The following is a 17826-nucleotide window of genomic DNA, read 5'->3' on the forward strand; positions in this document are numbered from 1 at the left end:
CCGCCGGCGTTCGAGAAGTTCGCCCAGCGGCGGACCGGACGGGGACGGCGATGAGCGAGCGCGGGACGAAGCGCGCCGGGACCGGGGGGTTCGACGGCCCGTGGAAGCAGGAACTGCTCTCCGCCGGGCAGTTGGACCTCGCCGCGCAGCCGATACCGGAACTGCCGGTGCCCGAGCTGTTCAGGCGGGCATGGCAGCGGGTGCTGGACGGCGACCCGCCGGCGTTCGAGAAGTTCGCCCAGCGGCGGACCGGACGGGGACGGCGATGAGCGAGCGCGGGACGAAGCGCGCCGGGACCGGGGGGTTCGACGGTGCGGGTGAAGGAGACAGCGAAGGTGACGGTGGCGTGGTGAGCGCTCAACCTGCCCGGCGGCAGATCGAGTTGGCCGAGGACCGGTACGCCGCGGAGCTGGCGTTCCTGGCCGGCTGGGACCGCGGACCGCGCCCGCCCGGCTGGCGGCTGACCCCGAGGGCGGTGGTCGTCTTCGTCTGCGGCTCGGGCGGCGAACCGCTGCGCGCTGCCGCCGGCAACGGAGTTGAGGGCGCCCCGGCGGGCGACGGGCCCCACGAGCTTGTGGTGGCACGGAAGTTCGTCGGCGACCGGGCGCTGGTGGAGCGGTGCGTGGTGACGCTCGCCGGGGAGCGGGGCCTGCTGCTGGTCGGCGAGCCCGGCACCGCCAAGTCGATGCTGTCGGAGCTGCTGGCCGCCGCCGTGTGCGGCACCAGCGGGCTGACCGTCCAGGGCACCGCGGGCACCACCGAGGACCAGGTCCGCTACGGCTGGAACTACGCGTCGCTGCTCGCCAACGGCCCCAGCCGCGCGGCCCTCGTGCCCTCCCCCGTGCTCACCGCGATGACGCGCGGCGCGGTGGCCCGGATCGAGGAGATCACCCGCTGCCTGCCGGAGGTGCAGGACGCGCTCGTGTCGATCCTGTCCGAACGGCGCATGGCCGTACCCGAGTTGGCCGACAGCGGCGACGGCACGGACGGCACGGGCCACGCGGTGCCCGGCTTCACGGTGATCGCCACCGCCAACCTCCGCGACCGCGGCGTCTCGGAGATGTCCGCGGCCCTCAAGCGCCGGTTCAACTTCGAGACGGTCGGCCCGATCGACGACCTCGACACCGAGACCGCGCTCGTCCGCGCCCAGGCCACGGCCGCGCTGGCCCGCGGCGGCGCCGAGTTCGCCGTCGACCAGGCGGTGCTGGAGGCACTGGTCACCGCCTTCCGCGACCTGCGCGGCGGCCAGAGCGCCGAAGGCTGGGAGGTGGAGCGGCCCTCCACGGTGATGAGCACCGCGGAAGCGGTCCACGTCGCCACCTCGATGGGCCTGGCCGCGGCCTATCTCCCCGACGGCCGGGACCCGTTGCGCACCCTGCCCGGGCACCTGCTCGGCACCGTACGCAAGGACGACCCGGCCGACCACGCCCGGCTGCTCGGCTACTGGGACGGTCCGGTACGGCGCCGCGCGGAGCAGGGCGCGCCGCTGTGGCGGACGCTGTGGGAGCTGCGCGATGCGCTCGGCTGAGGCGGCGGAGGGGGGCGCGAACGGGGCTGCGGCGGGGGTGGCACCCGAACGGGCCGGCAGGGCCGAACCGGCCGAACCGGCCGACCAGGTCGACGGGTTCGGCGGGTCCCGAGGGTCCGACGGGCTCGGCTTGCTCGACGGGTTCGGCGGGTCCGGCCGCTTCGAACACGACTTTTTCGAGGCGGAGTTGGGAGAGCTGGCGGGCTGCCGGGAGCCGTACCTGATCGGGGTACGCCATCACTCGCCCGCGCTGGCCGCCGCCGTACCGGAGCTGCTGGCCGCGGCGGCGCCCGACGTGCTGTTCGTGGAGCTGCCCGCGGACTTCGGGACCTGGCTGCCGCACCTGGCCGACCCCGATGTGCTGCCGCCGGTGGCGCTGGCCGGGCACGGGCCGCGCGGGCTGGTGTTCCTGCCGTTCGCGGATTTCTCGCCGGAACTCGCCGCGCTGCGCTGGGCGCGGGCGGCCGGGGTGCCGGTGGTGGCGTTCGACCTGCCGGTCGGGGCGCCCGAAACAGACAGCCCGCGCCGCGGAGGGGGCGGCGCGGGCACCCTTCACCCATCCTCGCGGCGCGGCCTCGCGGACGCGTTGCGGGAGCGTGCCGGGGGCCGCGCCGAGGACGACCTCTGGGACCGCCTGGTCGAGTCCGCGGCCCCGGGCGGCGCGCCCGAGTCGCTGCGCCGCGCCGCCCTCATGGTCGGCTGGGCGCTCCGCCGCGACGCCGCAACGGAGGACCGGCTCGACCCCCACGACCTGCGCCGCGAGGCCCACATGCGGCGCGTGATGGCCGAGCGCGGCGCCGTACGGCCGGTCGCGCTGGTGGGCGCGTTCCACGCCCCGGCCCTGCTGCCGGGCGCGGCACGGCACGCGCCGGACGCCGAGGCCGGCGCCGAACCGGGCGGCGGGACCGAACCGCCTGCTGCGGCCGAACCGGGTGTGGCGGCCGAACCGCCCGCGGCGACCGAACCGCCCGCGGCGACCGGCGATGTCACCACCTCGCTCGTCCCCTATACCTTCGCGCTGCTGGACGAGCGGTCCGGCTACCCCGCCGGCGTCCGGGACCCGGAGTGGCAGCAGGGTGTCGTGGAGGCGGCCGGGGACGCGGAGCGGCTGGACGCGTTGCTGGTGGCGACGGCGGTACGGATCTGCGTCGCCGTACGCGCCGCGGGCCATCCGTGCGGGCCGCCGGATGCCCGCGAAGTGGTGCGCCACGCCCGCGACTTGGCGACCCTGCGGGATCGGCCGGCCGCGGGGCGTGCGGAGTTGCTGGAGGCGGCGCAGACGGTTCTCGCGCAGGGCCAACTGCTCGGCCGGGGACGGGTGGTGGCGCAGGCACTGGAGTCCGTGCTGGTCGGCACCCGGCACGGGCGGCTCGCGCCCGGCACCCCGCGCTCCGGGCTCGGCCCGGCCGTCGAGGCGCTCCTCTCCGAACTGCGGCTGCCCGCACCGGATGCGCCGGACCGGCGCGAGGTGCGGCTCGACCCGCACCGCTCACCGCTCGACCGCAGGCGGGAGTTGGCGCTGCGCCGGCTGGCGGTGTGCCGGGTGCCGTATGGCGAGGTCGTACCCGGCGGGGGCACGCCATTCGGAACGCCGGGCGCGTCCGGGCCGGCCGGATCGCCGGGGGCCGCCGCGCCCGACGGCGACACCGGCGCGAGCGCGGGCATCGGCATCGGTGTCCGCTGGGCGGTCGGCTGGACCCCGGCGACCGCCGCCATGCTGGACGCCGTGGCCGCCCACGGCACCGACCTGGCGCAGGCCGCCGCCGGTCTGCTGCGGCAGCGGGCGCTGGCCGAGCGGCGGCGCGGCGGCCCCACGGCGGCCGAAGTGCTGGCCGGTTTCGAGGAGTCGGCGTTGTGCGGGCTGCCGGACGCGGCGGCGGACCGGCTCGCCGAGACCGCCGACGTGCTGCCGGCCGCCGGGACGCTGCCCGAACTCCTTTCCGCGATGCGGCTGCTCGACCGGATCTCGGCCGGGCTGCTGCCCGGCCTGCCCCCGGACTGGGAGGCCGCGCCGGTCGCCGCCGCGCTCGCCGGACTCACCGCGGCGGGCGTTCGCGCGCTGGACGGGCTGGCGGGTTCCGACGACCCCGCCGACGCCCGCGCGCTGGCCGAACTCGCCACCCGCGGCGGCCCGCCGGGGCTACGGGTCCGCGACGCCCTGATCCGGCTGGCCGCCGACGGCACCCCGCTGATCAAGGGCGCCGCGGCCGCGACCCGGGTGCTGCTCGACGACCTCCCGCCCGCGGCCTTCGGTACGGCGCTGGCCGGTCGTGCGTACGGCGCGACCGGTCCCGAACTCCGTGCCGACCTGGGCGCGTTCCTCGCGGGTGCGCTCACCGCGGCCGGGCCGCTCCTCGAATCGGGCCCGCTGCTGGCCCCGGTCACCGAACTCGTCGCGGCACTGCCCGACCGCGCCTTCCTCACCCGGTTGCCGGCCCTGCGACACGGCTTCGACGCCCTCTCCCCCGCCGCCCGCGCCCGCCTGCTCGCCACGGTCCGCGCCCACCCGTCCGCGCCGGCCGCGTCCCGGGGGGCCACCGCGATTGACCCGCACACGCTCGCCCGACACACGTCGGCGGACCTCGCCGGTCGCGAAGTGCTCGCGGCGCGCGGCTTGTTGACGCTCCTCACGACGGAGAGCGCCGGGCCGACGGCGAACCCCGCCGGGCCGAAGCCTGCCACGGCGGACGCGGCCGAGGCACCCGCCTCCCCGCGGCCCGAGCCGCAGGAACCCGCACCCGCACCCGCACCCGCACCCGCACCCGACGGCATCACCTCGGACGTCCGCTGGCAGTTGCTGCTCGGGCAGGTCGAGGACGGCGGCGGGCGCGGCGGCCGGGCCGGGCGGATCGCCACCGCGCTCGACGAGTTGTACGGCTCAGGGCGCGGCGAGGGCGCGGCGAGCGTGCCCGGCGCGACGGGCAGTGGAGGGGGCCAGGGCCCGCCGTATCCGGATGTGCGCGCGTGGGGCGAGGAGTTGGCGGAACTGTTCGGCGCGGACGTGCGGGAGGAAGTGCTGTCGGCGGCGGCATCGGCGGGCCGGCTGGACGCCGCGCTCGCCATCGACCCGCGGTCGGCGCGCCCCTCGGTGGACCTGCTGCGTACCGTGCTCTCCTACGCGGGCGGCCTGCCCGAGGGCCAACTCGCCCGGCTGCGGCCGCTCGTGGCCCGTATCGTCGGCGAGCTGACCCGCGAACTCGCGGTCCGGATGCGGCCGGCGCTGGTCGGCCTGACCCACCCGCGGCCCACCCGCCGCCCGGGCGGCCCGCTGGACCTGGCCCGTACGCTGCGCGCCAACCTCGCGACGGCCGAACGCGATCCGGTCACCGGCGCGGTCACCGTACGGCCCGAACGGCCGGTCTTCCGCACCCGCGCCCGCGCTTCGGCGGACTGGCGGATCGTCCTGGTCGTCGACGTGTCCGGGTCGATGGAGTCCTCCACGGTCTGGGCCGCGCTCACCGCGGCCGTGCTCGCCGGGGTGCCCGCGCTCACCACGCACTTCGTGGCCTTCTCCACGGAAGTCCTGGACCTCACCGACCAGGTGTCCGACCCGCTGTCACTTCTGCTCGAAGTGCGGGTCGGCGGCGGCACCTCCATCGCCCGCGGGCTGCGCCACGCCCGCACCCTCGTCACGGTGCCCTCCCGCACGCTCGTCGTACTCATCAGCGACTTCGAGGAGGGCGACGCGCTCGGACCGCTCCTGGCGGAGGTGCGGGCCCTGGTCGACTCCGGCTGCCGCGTCCTCGGTTGTGCCTCGCTCGACGATTCGGGGCGGCCCCGCTATTCCACTGGCGTGGCCGGGCAGCTCGTCAGCGCGGGTATGCCCGTCGCCGCTCTCGGGCCCCTCCAACTGGCGTCCTGGATCGGCGAACAGGTCCGCCGCCCCTGACTCCCCCCGGCTCGCCGGGCCCTTGGGGGTGGCCCCTTCCACGGACCGGGGGCCCGCAGCCGGGGGCCCGCAGGCCCAGCCCGGACAGCCGAGTCGCCGGACCACCCGCCGGTGGACGGCTTGTCGCGCAGTTCCCCGCGCCCCTCATCAGTGAACGCCATCCACGGCACCGAGCCACGACGCGGCGGGACCACCACGCAAGAACCCGCACACACCCAGGGGCGCGGGGAACTGCGCGACCAACCACGACGACGCCGCACCCGCGACGCGGCGGGGCCACCACGGAAGAACCCGCACACACTCAGGGGCGCGGGGAACTGCGCGACCAACCACGACGACGCCGCACCCGCCACCTGACCGCAACCCCCGCGGCGCGGCGGGGCCACCACGGAAGGGCCCGCACAGACCCAGGGGCGCGGAGAACCGTGCGGGCCACCCGTCACCGTGGTCCGGGAGCCGATGGAACGGGGGTGCCCACGGGCGGAGGACCGGCGCAGCCCGTGGGCGCGGGCGCTGTCGGACCCGTTGTCAGACCCGTGGGGCAGGATGAGTTCGGGGCGTACGACGGGGCGCTGGGGACGGTGCGGGTGGAGGGTGTGGGATGGAGACGGGGACAGGGGCAGAGGGAGGGCTCCCGCCGGTCGCGGCGGGTGCCGCGGCGCAGGCGCTGGCGGATCTGCCCGCGCGGCTGCGCAAGCGGCTCGACGGCGCGGTGGCGAAGGCGGCCGGGTGGCCGGTGACCCGGGTGGAGGGCGCCGCGCGGGTGGCGGTGGACGCGGACACCACGGTCGTGCTCGCTCTCACCGAACACGGCACCGTGGCGAGCGCGGCCGCCGTGACCTGCGACTGCCTGCTCGCTCCGGCGTGCCTGCACCGGGCGGCGGTGCTCGCGGCGGCGCCCCTGGCGGAGGAAGCGGAGGAAGCGGAGGAAGCGGAGGAGCCGCAGGCGCCGCCCGGGGAGGGAGCCGGGGGTAGGGAAGAGGGCGGGGCGGAGCCGTCGGCGCGGCCGGACCCGTTGGGCCCCGCGGCGGAGCAGGCCGCGCAGGCGTTGTGGGCGGCCGGGGTCGCCGTCCTCCGCGAGGGCGCCGTCGCCTCCACGCTGCCGCGTACGAGGCTGCTGCATGCCGCGCAGGCCGCCAGGCTCGCCGGACTGCACCGGCCCTCCTCGGCAGCGGTCCGCGTCGCCCGCCGCCTCACCGAAGCCCGTGGCGCCGAACCGTCCTTCCGGCTGGCCGAGTTGGTGGACGACCTGGCCGAACTGCTCGACCTGACCCGCGTGATACGCGCCGCCGACCCGGCCGACCCCGCGGCCCGCGCCGCCGCGCACCGGGCCGCGGGCGAGGCCCGCCGGACGTACCGCCCGAGCGGATCACTGCGGCTGTACGGCCTGTTCACCGAACCGGTGGCGACCGCGTCGGGTTACGCGGGCGCGCGGACGTACGCCCTCGACCCGGGTGGCGGGCTGCGCACCTTCGCCGTCATCGCCCCCGGGCCGCCCGAGCGGGCCCGGTCGGCCGCGAGCGCCCCGCTGCCCGGCGGCGCCGCCCTCACCCTGCGCGAACTCGGCCGCGGCGCGGGCCTGATCGCCACCGGGGCGACCCTCACCGAGGACGGCCGGATCGGCGGCGGCACGAGGCTGCGTACGGTCACGGCGTCCGGCGCGGACTGGTCCGCCGACCCGCTCGACGCGCTGTGGCACCGGCCGCCCGCGGAACAGGTCGCGGCCGCACTCGCGCACCAGGGCACCGACGCCGACCGCAGACCCGCCGGCGCCGACCTGCTCTTCCTCGAAGGGACCGTGGTCGGCCGGGGCGGGCGCGCCGCGCTCGTGCCGGACGGCGGCCCGCCGGTGCTGCTCCACGCCCCCGACGAGCGACCGGAGTTGGCGTACGCCGGCAACCTGCGACGGCTCGCCGAACGCCCGGGCGGACGGGTCCGGCTGATCGGTCGGCTGGCCCCCGACCGGCCGTCGGGAGTGGCCGCGCTGGCGCTGACGACCGACGGCGGTGCGCGCTACGACCTGGGGCTCGACCGCCTTCCGCCCGGCGCCCCTCCTCCCTTTTCCGTGCCAGGGTCCGCGCCCGGCCGCGCGGACGGGTCGGCCGGTGCCGGGCACCTGCCATCGATACCGCCGCTCGCTCCCCCACCGGTGGAGTGGGAGCTGCTGAGCCGGGCGGTGGCCCGCACCGTGGCAGGCGGCCGTGCGCTGGCCGCCGCCGCGGTCGACCCCGAACTACCGGGCCGGCTGGTGGCCGCGGGGCTGCCGACGGCCGCCGCGTGCGCGCGCTCCCTCGCCGCCGCGACCCGGGCCCGCCGTCCGGACCCGCTGGGCGCGATGCTGCCCGCCGACCCGGACGCCTTCGCCACCGCGTGGCTGGCCGCGGCGCTGTACACGGGGGCCGCGGCCCGCGAGTTCACCGCAACCGCGTGGGCCGGGAACACGTCAATCAGCGCGTAGGGGGAGATCTTGCGTGACCGGCGGGCGCGGCAGCGCGCCCCACGAGCGAGGGGGCACCGATGCGTGACCGGACCAGACGACTGCGCGCCCGGGCGGCCGGCATCATCCGGACCACCCGCACCGCTCGGATCGGCCCGCTCCGCCCGCGGACGTCGCAGGCACCGACCGCGTCGCGTACGTCGCAGGCACCGGACGACCCGGGCACATCGGCGAGCCCGCGGACGGCCCAGGCCCCGGCCACCCCGGCCACCCCGGACGGCTCGCCCGCTCCCGCGCCGACCCCGGCCACCTCGGACAGTGCTCGCCCGGCGCGCCGCTTCCGCCCCCGACTCCCACACCTCCCGCGCACCCGCCACGCCCAACGCCGGCTGCTGCGCTGGGCGGTGGCGCTGTGCGTGCTCGCGCTGCTGCCGCCGACCTGGCTGCGGCTCACCCAGGACAGCCGGGTGCGCTCCGAGCAGGACGTGCCGAGCGAGCCCGTGGCCGTGGTCTTCGGCGCGGGGCTGGTCCACGGCACCCCGTCGGCGTACCTCGCGCACCGTCTCGACGCGGCGATCCGGCTGTACGCGGCCGGCAAGGTCCAGGTGATCCTCGCCACCGGCGACAACAGCCGTACGTCGTACAACGAACCGGGCGCGATGCGTACCTACCTGGTCGCGCACGGCGTGCCCAGCTCCCAAGTGGTGCTGGACTACGCCGGGTTCGACACCTGGGACTCCTGCGACCGGGCCAAGCGGATCTTCGGCGTGGACCACGCGGTGCTGGTCAGCCAGAGCTTCCACATCGACCGGGCGCTCGCGCTGTGCAAGGCCGCGGGGATCGACGCGTACGGCGTCGGCGTCGACGAGAAGCACGACGCCACGTGGTACGCCAGCGGGACCCGGGAGCTGCTGGCCGCGGACAAGGCCGCGCTCGACATCGCGATCAAGCCGAGCCCGAAGTTCCTCGGGCGCCAGGAGCCCGGGGTGGCCCGCGCGCTGGCCGCCCCGCCGGGACCGTACATACCCGCCGTTCCCGCCGACCGGTGAGCCCCGCGCGGTGGTAGGGAGCCCACCGATAAAATGACCGTTACGGCCCCTGGTGGCCGCCACCGACCCGAGGGAGCACCCCATGCCGTCCGCCCGGCAGCACACCTACCGGACCGAGCTCGTCTGGACCGGCAACCTCGGCACGGGCACGGACTCGTACCGGTCCTACCGGCGCACCCACGAGGTCACCGCGCCCGGCACACCCGTGATCGCCGGGTCCGCCGATCCGCACTTCCGTGGCGACGCCGACCGCTGGAACCCCGAGCAGATGCTGCTCGCGGCGCTCTCCCAGTGCCACCTGCTCGCGTATCTCCATGTCTGCGCGGTCAACGGCGTCGTGGTCACCGCCTACACCGACCGCGCTGACGGCACCATGGCCGAAACGTCCGACGGCGGCGGGCACTTCACCGAGGCCGTACTCCGCCCCGAGGTCGAGGTCGCCGATCCCGCCATGGCGGAGAAAGCGCTCGCACTCCACGAGCGCGCACACGAACTCTGCTTCATCGCAAGCTCGGTGAACTTCCCGGTCCGGCACGAGGCAACGGTGACCGTCAGCGGAGGGTGACCGTCACCCCCACCACACCCGTCACCGCTCCCACCCCGGCGGCACGTGGATTCGTCGCGCGGTTCCCCGCGTCCCTTGCGGGGCAACGTCCTTCCGTGGAAGGGACCGAGCCGAAGGCAAGGGCGCGGGGAACCGCAGGTCAGCTCAACTGATGCTGCACGAGGTGCCGTTGAGGGTGGCGGCGGTGGGTTTCGGGTCGGTGCCGGACCAGTCGGCGTTGAAGCCGAAGGTGGCGTTGCCGCCGGCCGCGATGGTCCCGTTGTAGGAGAGGTTCGTGGCGCTCACGGTGCTGCCGCTCTGGGTGACCGTGGCGTTCCACGCTTGGGTGACGGTTCTGCTGCCGCCGGGGTAGGTCAGCGCGACCGTCCAGCCGTTCACCGCCGACGCGCTGGTCACGGTGACGTTCGCGGTCAGACCCGTGCTCCACTCGTTGGTGGTGTAGGAGACCGTGCAGGCCCCGCCGCCCGGGGGCGTGGTCGGCGGCGTCGTGGGGGGCGTCGTCGGCGGGGTGGTCGTACCGCTGCCGCCCAGCGCGGTCTGGATCGCGTAGTACGCCGGCTTGGGCTGGTAGTTCTCGTCGTACGGGGTGGCCGCGCCCTGCCCGGGGAAGGTGCTCGGCACCCATGAGGTGGCGTCGTTGAAGCCCCACACCGTGATGCCCTGGCAGCGCGAGACGCCGAGGCAGTCGTCCACCACCTTGGTGTAGTCGCCCGCCTGCTGCTGGAGGTCGGCGGCGCTGGCCGGGGTGTTCATCCGCACGTCGAGTTCGGTGACCGCCACGTCCACGCCGAGGTCGGCGAAGCGCTGCAGGTTCGCCTCGAAGTCCGAGGGGATCTGGCCGAGGATGAAGTGCGCCTGGAAGCCGACGCCGTCGATCGGCACGCCTTGCTGCTTCAGCGACTTGACCAGGTCGTACATCGCGTTGCTCTTGGCGTTCTCGCCCTCGATGTTGTAGTCGTTGATGTAGAGCTTGGCGGCCGGGTCGGCGGCGTGCGCGGCCGTGAGGGCGTCGGCGATGTAGGACTGGCCGATCTGGTTGTACCAGATGTCCGAGCGGTAGCTGCCGTCCTCGTTGAACGGCTCGTTGACCACGTCCCAGTGGACGACCTTGCCCTTGTAGTGCGTGACCTCGTCGGTGACGTGCTTGATCATCAGGTCGTGCACCTGCGCGTTGGTGAAGCTGCCGGACGTCAGCCAGTTCGGCAACTGGCTGTGCCAGACCAGGTTGTGGCCGCGCACCTCCATGTCGTGCTGCTGCGCGAAGCTCACGATCTGGTCGCCGGGCCCCCAGTTGTACGTGCCCTGGGTCGGCTCGACGGTGTCCCACTTCATCTCGTTGCCGGGGGTCACCTCGTCGAACTGCGTGCTCGCGATCGACGCCGACGTGCCGGACAGTTCGTTGGCCATCAGGGCGGTGCCCATGTAGATGCCCTTGGCCTCGGCGAGCGTGCGCAGCGGGGTGTCCGCGGCGTGGGCGGACGGCATCGCGGTGGCGACCAGCGCGGCCGTCACGGCGATCATGGCGACGCCGGACCCGCCCAGGGCGGATCTCAGGGTGCGCTTCGAGAACATCGGGGGGTACCTCTCTCCAAGTGGGGTTGGACAGGGTTGCTGCGTCCCCGGGAGCCGCCGCGGCCATGCCGTACGGCTCCCCGCGGTTCGAAAGTTTCGGGGACAATTCCGATCTGTGCGCAGACCTTACGACCGCCCCCGTCGAGCGTCAACACTCGCGACGGTCATCGCAGGTGGGAGTAGCGGGAGCGCTCCCATACGCGGGCTGACGCGCGCCCGTCACCGCGCGGTGCACTCCCCGTACCCGGCTCGGGGGCGGGCCGGGGGCGGGCCGGGCCGCAGCCCCGCCCCCGAGCCGCCCCGCCGTCGACTCCCCCGCCTACTCCCCGGCCCGCTCCCCCGCCGGACCCCGGTCCTCGCTGTCGGCGCGCGGCGGCGCGCTGCTCGCCCGCTCGACCAGCCGCGTCGCCAGGTCCACCCGCAGGGTGCTCGGCTGCTTGCCCCGGCTCAGGTCCAGCACCAGCCGGGCAGCGGCCTCGGCCATCTCCGTCAGCGGCTGGCGGACCGTGGTCAGCGGCGGGCTGATCCAGCGGGCCAGCGGCAGGTCGTCGAAGCCGACCACGCTCAGGTCCTGCGGAATGCGCAGGCCCAGCTCGCGCGCGGCCTCGTAGAGCCCCAGGGCCTGGAGGTCGTTGCCGGTGAAGACGGCGGTGGGGCGGTCGGGGCGGCGCAGCAGCTCAAGCCCCACGGTGTAGCCGGCCTCGTGGTGGAAGTCGCCGGACCGCACCAGGTCCGGGTCGTAGTCGACGCCGGCGGTCTCCAGGGCGGCGCGGTAGCCGTCGATCCTGGCCCGGTTGCACATCATGCCGCTGGGGCCGCCGATCACGCCGATCCGGCGGTGGCCCAGCTCCAGCAGGTGGCGGGTGGCGGCGAGGCCGCCCTGCCAGTTGGTGGCGCCGATCGCGGGCACGTCCTCGCCCGGGTCACCGGCCGGGTCCAGCACCACGAACGGGATGTCGCGGCTGGTGAGCTGGGCGCGCTGCGCCGGGTCCAGGTCGGACAGCACCAGGATCACCCCGGTCGGGCGGCGGGCCAGCACACCGTCCACCCAGGTCTGGCCGGGGCTGAGCCGCCCGGCGGACTCCGACAGCACCACGTTGAGGCTCTCCTGGCGGGCCACGTTCTCCACCCCGCGGATCACCTCCATCGCCCAGGAGCTCTCCAGCTCGTGGAAGACCAGGTCGATCAGCGGGGCCGGCTGCACGCTGCCGCGCCGCCGCTGGTAGCCGTGCCGGCGCAGCAGCTCCTCGACCCGGCTGCGGGTGGCCGGCGCGACGTCGCCCCGCCCGTTGAGAACCTTCGAAACAGTCGGAGCCGACACGCCCGCGGCCCGCGCGATCTCGGCAAGCGTCGCGGTGCCGTCACCGGGGGTCTCCGGCTGGTCGTCACGGGGCGGTTGCACGCTGGTGGCACTCATATCAGCGATCGTAGCCCGCCCGGGGGCCGAGGGCAGCGCCCCGCCCACCCCGCACTTCAGCCCATCGGGGGCCGTAAGCTTCGAATCCACCCGCGAAACATTCGCCGATCGGGTCCGCCCATTCGCGACCGGGGCGCCCCCTCTCGCTGCTTCTCGACGATCAAGTCACCTTCCCCCCAAGGGCGTTGGCCACGGAACGCAGCCATGTCGGCACGTTCCGGGGGTAGCCGAGCCGTTGACGAGAGGAGGTGTGTCATGGAGACGCAGCAGGTCGAGGTGGTGCGCACCACACCGTGGTGGGCACGGATCGTGATCGGCGTGGTCGTGCTGGGACTGCTGTTCTTCCTGCTCGGGAGGGCGAATCTGCTGCCCGGAATCCCGAACCCGTTCGAGGAGAAGACCACCGACCGCAGCGGCCCGGTGCTGCTCAAGTCGATCCAGGACATGAACCGCTTCGAGGGCGCCAGCGGCAACTTCCAGGTCGTGGTGGACCTCGACAAGGACGCCAAGTTCCTGCCCGACGCCGTCCGCGGCAAGCGCACCCTGTACGTGGGGGCCGGCAGCGTGGACGCCTACGTCGACCTCGGAAAGGTCGGCACCGGCGCGGTGCAGGTCTCCGACAACCGCAGGACCGCGGCGATCCGGCTGCCGCACGCCGGTCTGGAGCGCGCCTCGCTCGACCCCAAGCACTCCTACGTGGTGTCGCAGCAGCGCGGCCTCTTCGACCGGATCGGCGACTTCTTCAGCGGCAACCCCGGCAACATGCAGCAGCTCAACGAGCTGGCCGCGTCGAAGATCCAGACCGCCGCCAAGCAGAGCGAGTTGGCGCAGCGCGCCGAGACCAACACCCGAAGCATGCTGACGCGGATGCTGACGTCGCTGGGGTTCACCAAGGTGAGCGTGGTCTTCGGTACGGCGCCGGCGACGCCCAGCCCTTCCGCCTCCCCGTCCCACTCGCCGACGAGCTGAGCGTCGGGCACGTCCACCGGGTCCGGCAGGTCCTGAACCGGCGGTCGCGAACCGGCGAACTGCGAACCGGCGGCCCCGTCCGGCTCACTCCGAGCCGGCGCCGAACCCCCGGGCGCCGTCCTCGCCCAGCAGGGCGGGCAGCAAGTGCCGCTCCTCGTAGGCGAAGTGCGCCTCCGCGCCGGCGGCGAGGGCGTCGAGCCGGGCCCGCACGGCCGCGGGTCCGGCACCCTCCCGCACCATCGCGCGCAACTCGGCCAGCTCCTGGGCCACTTCGCGGTGCTCGGCCCGCAACCGGGCCAGCACCGGGGCAAGGTGGGGGAAGGCGGAGTCGAAGGCGGGCAGGACCGCCTCTTCGGTGCCGTGGTGCGCGCCCAGCGCGTCGCAGAACGCCAGGCAGTGCACGGCGAGTTCGGCGGTGGCCGGCTCGCCGTACCGCAGGGCGGCGAGTTGGCCGCGCAACTCGGTGTGCACGGTGAGGAGTTGGTAGGCGATGGCGCGGTTGCGGTCGGCGTCCGGCGCCGTGAGGTCCAGGGGGTGCAGCGCCACCACGGGGATGGTCCGCGCGGTCCGGGTCTCGTACTCCCCGTAGGCGGGCACCGCGGCGACCTGCCGGGCCCAGGCGCGGTCGCGTTCCGCCCCGGCCAGCGGCCGCGCGCGGACCGCCAGGGTGCGCACGCCGTCGGCGCCGTCGCCGATCTCGACCTGCGCCTGGGGGTGGGCGAGCAGGTTGTGGTACCAGCCGGGGTGCCGGTCGGCGCCCGCGTTCGAGCCGAACACGTGGAGGGCGTCGCCGTCCCTGGCGTAGCCGATCGGGTGGGTGCGGCGCAGGCCGCTGCGCGCGCCGAGGGTGGTGAGCAGCAGCAGGTCGGCGCCGGCGAACATGCCGCCGACCCGGCCGCCGTTCGCCCGGAACTCCGTGATGACCTGCTCGGTCCAGTCGGCCATGGGAATGCCCCTCTCCGATACGCTCGGACCACGGGAATGCTTCGCTTTGCAAGCAAAGCATCTTTGAGGGCAAAGCTATGGGAGGCGGGCTGCCATGTCAATCACGGGTGACGGCCGCGCGGACGCGGGCGCAGGCAGGGCGGGCGCGGGCGCGGTGGACCCGAGCGGCGCGGCAGCGCGCACGGGCGGTGCCGCGCAGGCGGGCGCGGGGGACGCGGGCGCACCAGGCACCGACAGGGCACGCGCCGGCACGGGAAGCGCCGGCACGGGAAGCGCCGGTACGGGAGGCGCCGGCACGGCGGACGGGGGCCCGGCAGGCGAGGGCCCGGTGGGCCCGGACGGTCCGAGCAGCGACTCCGCGGACGTGGGCGCCGACGGCCTCTCCGTCGACGACGGCATCCGCACTCTCCTGCGCCTGATGCCCCGCATGGTCGGCCGGGCCAAGCGGATCAAGCTCCCGGAGGAGCTGAGCGGCTACTCCCTCGCGCCCCGCCACCTCTCGCTCTTCTCCTACCTGCTCTTCGACGGCCCGTTGTCGGTGAACGACCTCGCCACCCGGTTGGAGGTCGCCCCCGCGACGGTGAGCCTCATGGTCAGCGACCTCGCCAAGCAGGGCGTCCTGCGGCGCGACGCCGACCCCGGCGACCGCCGCCGCGCCGTCGTGTCGATCGACCCCGCCCACCACCCCGCCATCAGCAACTGGCTGACCCGCGGAGCCACCGCCTGGCGACAGGCGCTCGCCCCGCTCACCCCCGCCGAACGCCGCATGTTCGTCACCACGTTGCAGACCTACGAGTCCGCGCTCGCCGACGACTGACCATGCGTCAGGCGGCCTTGGAGCCCTGCCGTGGCGCCGTGGACTCGGGTCGGCAGGCAGCGCAGACCGGTCCCCGGGGGACCGCATGGGTGAGCAGGCCGCGCAGGACGAGACGCCCGCGCAGAAGAAGGAACGGGCGGGGCAGGATGCGTCGCACCCGGTGGTTCACGGTGGGAGCCGTGGGGCTCGTCGCGGCAGACGTGCAGCGGCTCGTGGCCGTGCCGGAGACCATCGGAATCCTCAGCACGGGCGGCATCTCCCTCCCCCACGGCCGCGGCGTGGGTTTCCGCATCTCCACCAACGGGTCCGTCAAACCGCCGCCCGGCCCCCACGAAGCCGAACTCGGCCTGTATCAGGACGAGTTCGATGCCGACTGGCACCTGGTCAAAGCCGGAGACGTGATCACCGGGTACGGCGTCCGCGTCAAGGTGCTCAAGGTCTGGCGCGTGCCCAATCCCGACCACGACGCCATGGACATCCAGGCCGACGCGCTGCCCACCCCGCCACCGACCCCCATCACCCCCATCCCCAGCACCCCCGCGACGGCGTCGCGCCCGCCGGACTGAGAGTCCCGCGGGCCCGGGAGCGCGGGTGCGCCTACTCCCCCGGCTCCACTCCGCCGTCGCCGCGGGTGGCCGCGAGGGCCCGGGCGCCCGCGGCGACGAGTTCGGCGACGATCCGGTCGAGGGCGGCGAGGTCGTCCGCGGGCAGGGCGGCCAGCGCGGGTGGGGCGTTGCCGAGGATCGCGTTGGCGCGGGCGGCGGCGGCCCGTCCCTTCTCGGTCGCGGACACGATCTTGGCGCGGCGGTCGGTGGGGTGCTGGTGCCGCTCGACCAGGCCGCGCTCCTCCAAGTCGTCGACCACCAGGGTGAGATAGGGGCGGTCGGAAGCGAGTTCGGTGGCGAGGTCGCTCATCCGGTACGACCGCGCGGCGATCCGGCGCAGCGCCTTGACCCGGAAGAAGCTCATGCCGAGCGCCTCGGCCGTCTCCTTGCGGCGCTCGTTCTGCTCCAGAACGAGGGCCCGCAGGTTGTTCCAGACCCGCTCGGCCGCGTCCGCGGCCTCGGCCGACATCTCGGCCGTGGCGATGCCCGCGGCCTCACCCGAGCCCGCGCCCGCACCCGAGCCCGCGCCCGCACCCGTACCCGAACCCGCGCCCGAACCCCCGCCCGCGTCGTCCACATTCACCGTCGTCATGACGTGCTCACCGCCACCTTGTCCTTCTCCGACTCGGGCGCCATCAGCTCCGACGCCGTACGCTCCGCCGTGCCGCGGGCCCAGCGGCCGGTGGTGAGGATACCCAGCAGCAGCACGGCGGCCCCGCACCCGGTGATGATCCACCATGCTCCCGCGTGCAGGCCCGCGGCGAGTGCCGCGCCCAGGACCGCGACGCCGAGCGCCTGGCCGACCTGGCGGCTGGTGGACGCGACCGCGGCGGCCACCCCGGACTGGGCGCGGGGCATGCCGGACACGGCGGTGTTGGTGATCGGCGCGTTGATCAGGCCGAAGCCGATGCCGAACAGGACGTACGCGGTGAACAGCTTGACGTTGTCCGTCTCGGCGTCGAACCCGGCGAAGAGCACGCCGCTGGCGGTCATCGTGATCCCGGCGAGCACCAGCGGCAGCCGCGGCCCGCGGGCACCGACCAGCCGTCCGGACAGCGGTGCGAAGACCAGGCACATCACGGCCATCGGCACCATGTAGAGGCCGGCGTCGAGCGCGGACAGGCCCCGGGTGTTCTGGAGGTAGAGGGTGTTGAGGAAGAGGAAGCCGCCGAGCGCCGCGAAGCCGCAGACCGCGATGACGGTGGCGCCGCTGAACGGGACGCTGCGGAAGAAGCGCACGTCGATCAGCGGGTCGAACCGGCGCCGTTCGTACCGGGCCAGCGCGGCGATCGCGGCCGCGGCGACCACGAAGCAGCCGACGATCAGCGGGGAGCCCCAGCCCGCGCCGGTGCCCTCGATGATCCCGTAGGTGAGGCTGCCGAGCAGCGCGATCACCAGCACCTGGCCGACCGGGTCGATCCGGCGGGGGCGCGGCGCGCGCGACTCCGGCACGAACCGTGCGGTCAGCGCCAGCGCGGCCACGCCGACCGGCAGGTTGATCCAGAAGATCGAGCGCCAGCCGACCGACTCCACCAGCGCACCGCCGATGATCGGCCCGGCCGCCATGCTGATGCCGACCACGCCGCCCCACACGCCGATCGCCTTGGCGCGCTCCTTGGCATCGTCGAAGGTGTTGGTGATGATCGACATCGCCACGGGGTTGAGCATCGAACCGCCGACCGCCTGGAGCATGCGGAAGGCGATCAGCCAGCCCAGGCCGGGGGCGAGACTGCACAGCGCCGACCCGAGGGTGAACACCACCAGCCCGATCTGGAAGACCCGTTTGCGCCCGATCCGGTCGGCGGTGGAGCCGGACAGCAGCAGCAGCGACGCGATCACCACCAGGTACGCGTCGATCGTCCACTGCAGGCCGGAGAGCGAGGCGTGGAAGTCGCGCTGCATCGACGGCAGCGCGACGTTCAGGATCGTGTTGTCCAGGCTGACGATCAGCAGGCTCATGCAGCAGATCGCCAGGATCAGCATCCGGCGCCGATAGGTCGTCTCGGGCATACCGTCGCGTCCCCACCCTCTCA

The 17826-nt window shown here is 74.9% G+C and carries 14 protein-coding genes; 9 read left to right on the forward strand and 5 right to left on the reverse strand.

Translation table 11 applies throughout. From position 1 onward, the window contains the following. Positions 1-50: 50 nt before the first annotated feature. The 6 genes from ACIPAE_RS04360 (at position 51) to ACIPAE_RS04385 (ending at position 9468) form a co-directional block, all read left to right on the forward strand. Entirely contained in the window at positions 51-269 is a 219-nt protein-coding gene (locus ACIPAE_RS04360) for a hypothetical protein (RefSeq protein WP_402442816.1), read from the forward strand. Beyond that, positions 266-1528, forward strand: a complete 1263-nt coding sequence (locus tag ACIPAE_RS04365; RefSeq protein ID WP_402442818.1) for an AAA family ATPase — start codon at positions 266-268, stop codon at positions 1526-1528. Before ACIPAE_RS04360 ends, ACIPAE_RS04365 begins: the two co-directional genes overlap by 4 nt. Then, positions 1515-5417, forward strand: a complete 3903-nt coding sequence (locus ACIPAE_RS04370; protein WP_402442820.1) for a DUF5682 family protein — start codon at positions 1515-1517, stop codon at positions 5415-5417. Before ACIPAE_RS04365 ends, ACIPAE_RS04370 begins: the two co-directional genes overlap by 14 nt. A gap of 601 nt (positions 5418-6018) precedes the next feature. Next, on the forward strand, positions 6019-7875 hold the full coding sequence (locus tag ACIPAE_RS04375; protein WP_402442821.1) for a hypothetical protein: 1857 nt from the start codon (positions 6019-6021) through the stop codon (positions 7873-7875). Between the two features lie 368 nt (positions 7876-8243). Next, positions 8244-8903 carry a vancomycin high temperature exclusion protein gene (locus ACIPAE_RS04380; RefSeq protein ID WP_402443297.1) on the forward strand — a complete coding sequence of 220 codons (660 nt, stop codon included), beginning with the start codon at positions 8244-8246 and terminating at the stop codon, positions 8901-8903. 82 nt (positions 8904-8985) lie between these two features. Beyond that, on the forward strand, positions 8986-9468 hold the full coding sequence (locus ACIPAE_RS04385) for an OsmC family protein (RefSeq protein ID WP_329369650.1): 483 nt from the start codon (positions 8986-8988) through the stop codon (positions 9466-9468). Positions 9469-9612: 144 nt separating this feature from the next. Here the strand turns inward: ACIPAE_RS04385 and ACIPAE_RS04390 are convergent, their stop codons facing one another. Both ACIPAE_RS04390 and ACIPAE_RS04395 read right to left on the reverse strand, forming a co-directional pair. Continuing rightward, complete coding sequence (locus ACIPAE_RS04390) at positions 9613-11040, reverse strand: endo-1,4-beta-xylanase (protein ID WP_366411402.1); 1428 nt, start codon at positions 11038-11040, stop codon at positions 9613-9615. A gap of 319 nt (positions 11041-11359) precedes the next feature. Further along, positions 11360-12457, reverse strand: coding sequence for a LacI family DNA-binding transcriptional regulator (locus ACIPAE_RS04395; protein WP_329369648.1), 1098 nt, complete (start codon positions 12455-12457; stop codon positions 11360-11362). A 255-nt stretch (positions 12458-12712) separates the two neighbouring features. Here ACIPAE_RS04395 and ACIPAE_RS04400 point away from each other — a divergent pair, with 255 nt between their 5' ends. Beyond that, positions 12713-13426, forward strand: a complete 714-nt coding sequence (locus ACIPAE_RS04400) for a DUF4230 domain-containing protein (RefSeq protein WP_328463792.1) — start codon at positions 12713-12715, stop codon at positions 13424-13426. An 84-nt stretch (positions 13427-13510) separates the two neighbouring features. Here ACIPAE_RS04400 and ACIPAE_RS04405 read toward each other — a convergent pair whose 3' ends face one another. After that, positions 13511-14371 (reverse strand): nitroreductase/quinone reductase family protein, encoded by an 861-nt coding sequence (locus ACIPAE_RS04405; protein ID WP_402442823.1) that lies wholly within the window; start codon positions 14369-14371, stop codon positions 13511-13513. A 94-nt stretch (positions 14372-14465) separates the two neighbouring features. Between ACIPAE_RS04405 and ACIPAE_RS04410 the strand changes: the two genes are divergently transcribed. Next, on the forward strand, positions 14466-15188 hold the full coding sequence (locus ACIPAE_RS04410) for a MarR family winged helix-turn-helix transcriptional regulator (protein ID WP_402442825.1): 723 nt from the start codon (positions 14466-14468) through the stop codon (positions 15186-15188). A 179-nt stretch (positions 15189-15367) separates the two neighbouring features. Continuing rightward, a complete protein-coding gene (locus ACIPAE_RS04415) occupies positions 15368-15754 on the forward strand; it encodes a hypothetical protein (protein WP_402442827.1) in 387 nt (128 codons plus the stop codon). Positions 15755-15785: 31 nt separating this feature from the next. Here ACIPAE_RS04415 and ACIPAE_RS04420 read toward each other — a convergent pair whose 3' ends face one another. Together ACIPAE_RS04420 and ACIPAE_RS04425 are read right to left on the reverse strand one after the other, a co-directional pair. Beyond that, complete coding sequence (locus tag ACIPAE_RS04420) at positions 15786-16385, reverse strand: MarR family winged helix-turn-helix transcriptional regulator (protein ID WP_402442829.1); 600 nt, start codon at positions 16383-16385, stop codon at positions 15786-15788. Beyond that, complete coding sequence (locus ACIPAE_RS04425; protein WP_402442831.1) at positions 16382-17803, reverse strand: MFS transporter; 1422 nt, start codon at positions 17801-17803, stop codon at positions 16382-16384. The genes ACIPAE_RS04420 and ACIPAE_RS04425 overlap by 4 nt, the downstream gene beginning before the upstream one ends. Positions 17804-17826: the final 23 nt, after the last annotated feature.

This window comes from Streptomyces sp. NPDC087270 (genome assembly GCF_044744625.1).
GTDB lineage: Bacteria > Actinomycetota > Actinomycetes > Streptomycetales > Streptomycetaceae > Actinacidiphila.

Bases quoted from the DNA above. Each gene is read 5' to 3' on its own strand.
- ACIPAE_RS04375 (WP_402442821.1), top strand. From the start codon at position 6,019: ATGGAGACGGGGACAGGGGCAGAGGGAGGGCTCCCGCCGGTCGCGGCG.
- ACIPAE_RS04365 (WP_402442818.1), top strand. From the start codon at position 266: ATGAGCGAGCGCGGGACGAAGCGCGCCGGGACCGGGGGGTTCGACGGT.
- ACIPAE_RS04400 (WP_328463792.1), top strand. From the start codon at position 12,713: ATGGAGACGCAGCAGGTCGAGGTGGTGCGCACCACACCGTGGTGGGCA.
- ACIPAE_RS04390 (WP_366411402.1), bottom strand. From the start codon at position 11,040: ATGTTCTCGAAGCGCACCCTGAGATCCGCCCTGGGCGGGTCCGGCGTC.
- ACIPAE_RS04410 (WP_402442825.1), top strand. From the start codon at position 14,466: ATGTCAATCACGGGTGACGGCCGCGCGGACGCGGGCGCAGGCAGGGCG.
- ACIPAE_RS04420 (WP_402442829.1), bottom strand. From the start codon at position 16,385: ATGACGACGGTGAATGTGGACGACGCGGGCGGGGGTTCGGGCGCGGGT.
- ACIPAE_RS04370 (WP_402442820.1), top strand. From the start codon at position 1,515: ATGCGCTCGGCTGAGGCGGCGGAGGGGGGCGCGAACGGGGCTGCGGCG.
- ACIPAE_RS04395 (WP_329369648.1), bottom strand. From the start codon at position 12,457: ATGAGTGCCACCAGCGTGCAACCGCCCCGTGACGACCAGCCGGAGACC.
- ACIPAE_RS04405 (WP_402442823.1), bottom strand. From the start codon at position 14,371: ATGGCCGACTGGACCGAGCAGGTCATCACGGAGTTCCGGGCGAACGGC.
- ACIPAE_RS04360 (WP_402442816.1), top strand. From the start codon at position 51: ATGAGCGAGCGCGGGACGAAGCGCGCCGGGACCGGGGGGTTCGACGGC.
- ACIPAE_RS04385 (WP_329369650.1), top strand. From the start codon at position 8,986: ATGCCGTCCGCCCGGCAGCACACCTACCGGACCGAGCTCGTCTGGACC.
- ACIPAE_RS04425 (WP_402442831.1), bottom strand. From the start codon at position 17,803: ATGCCCGAGACGACCTATCGGCGCCGGATGCTGATCCTGGCGATCTGC.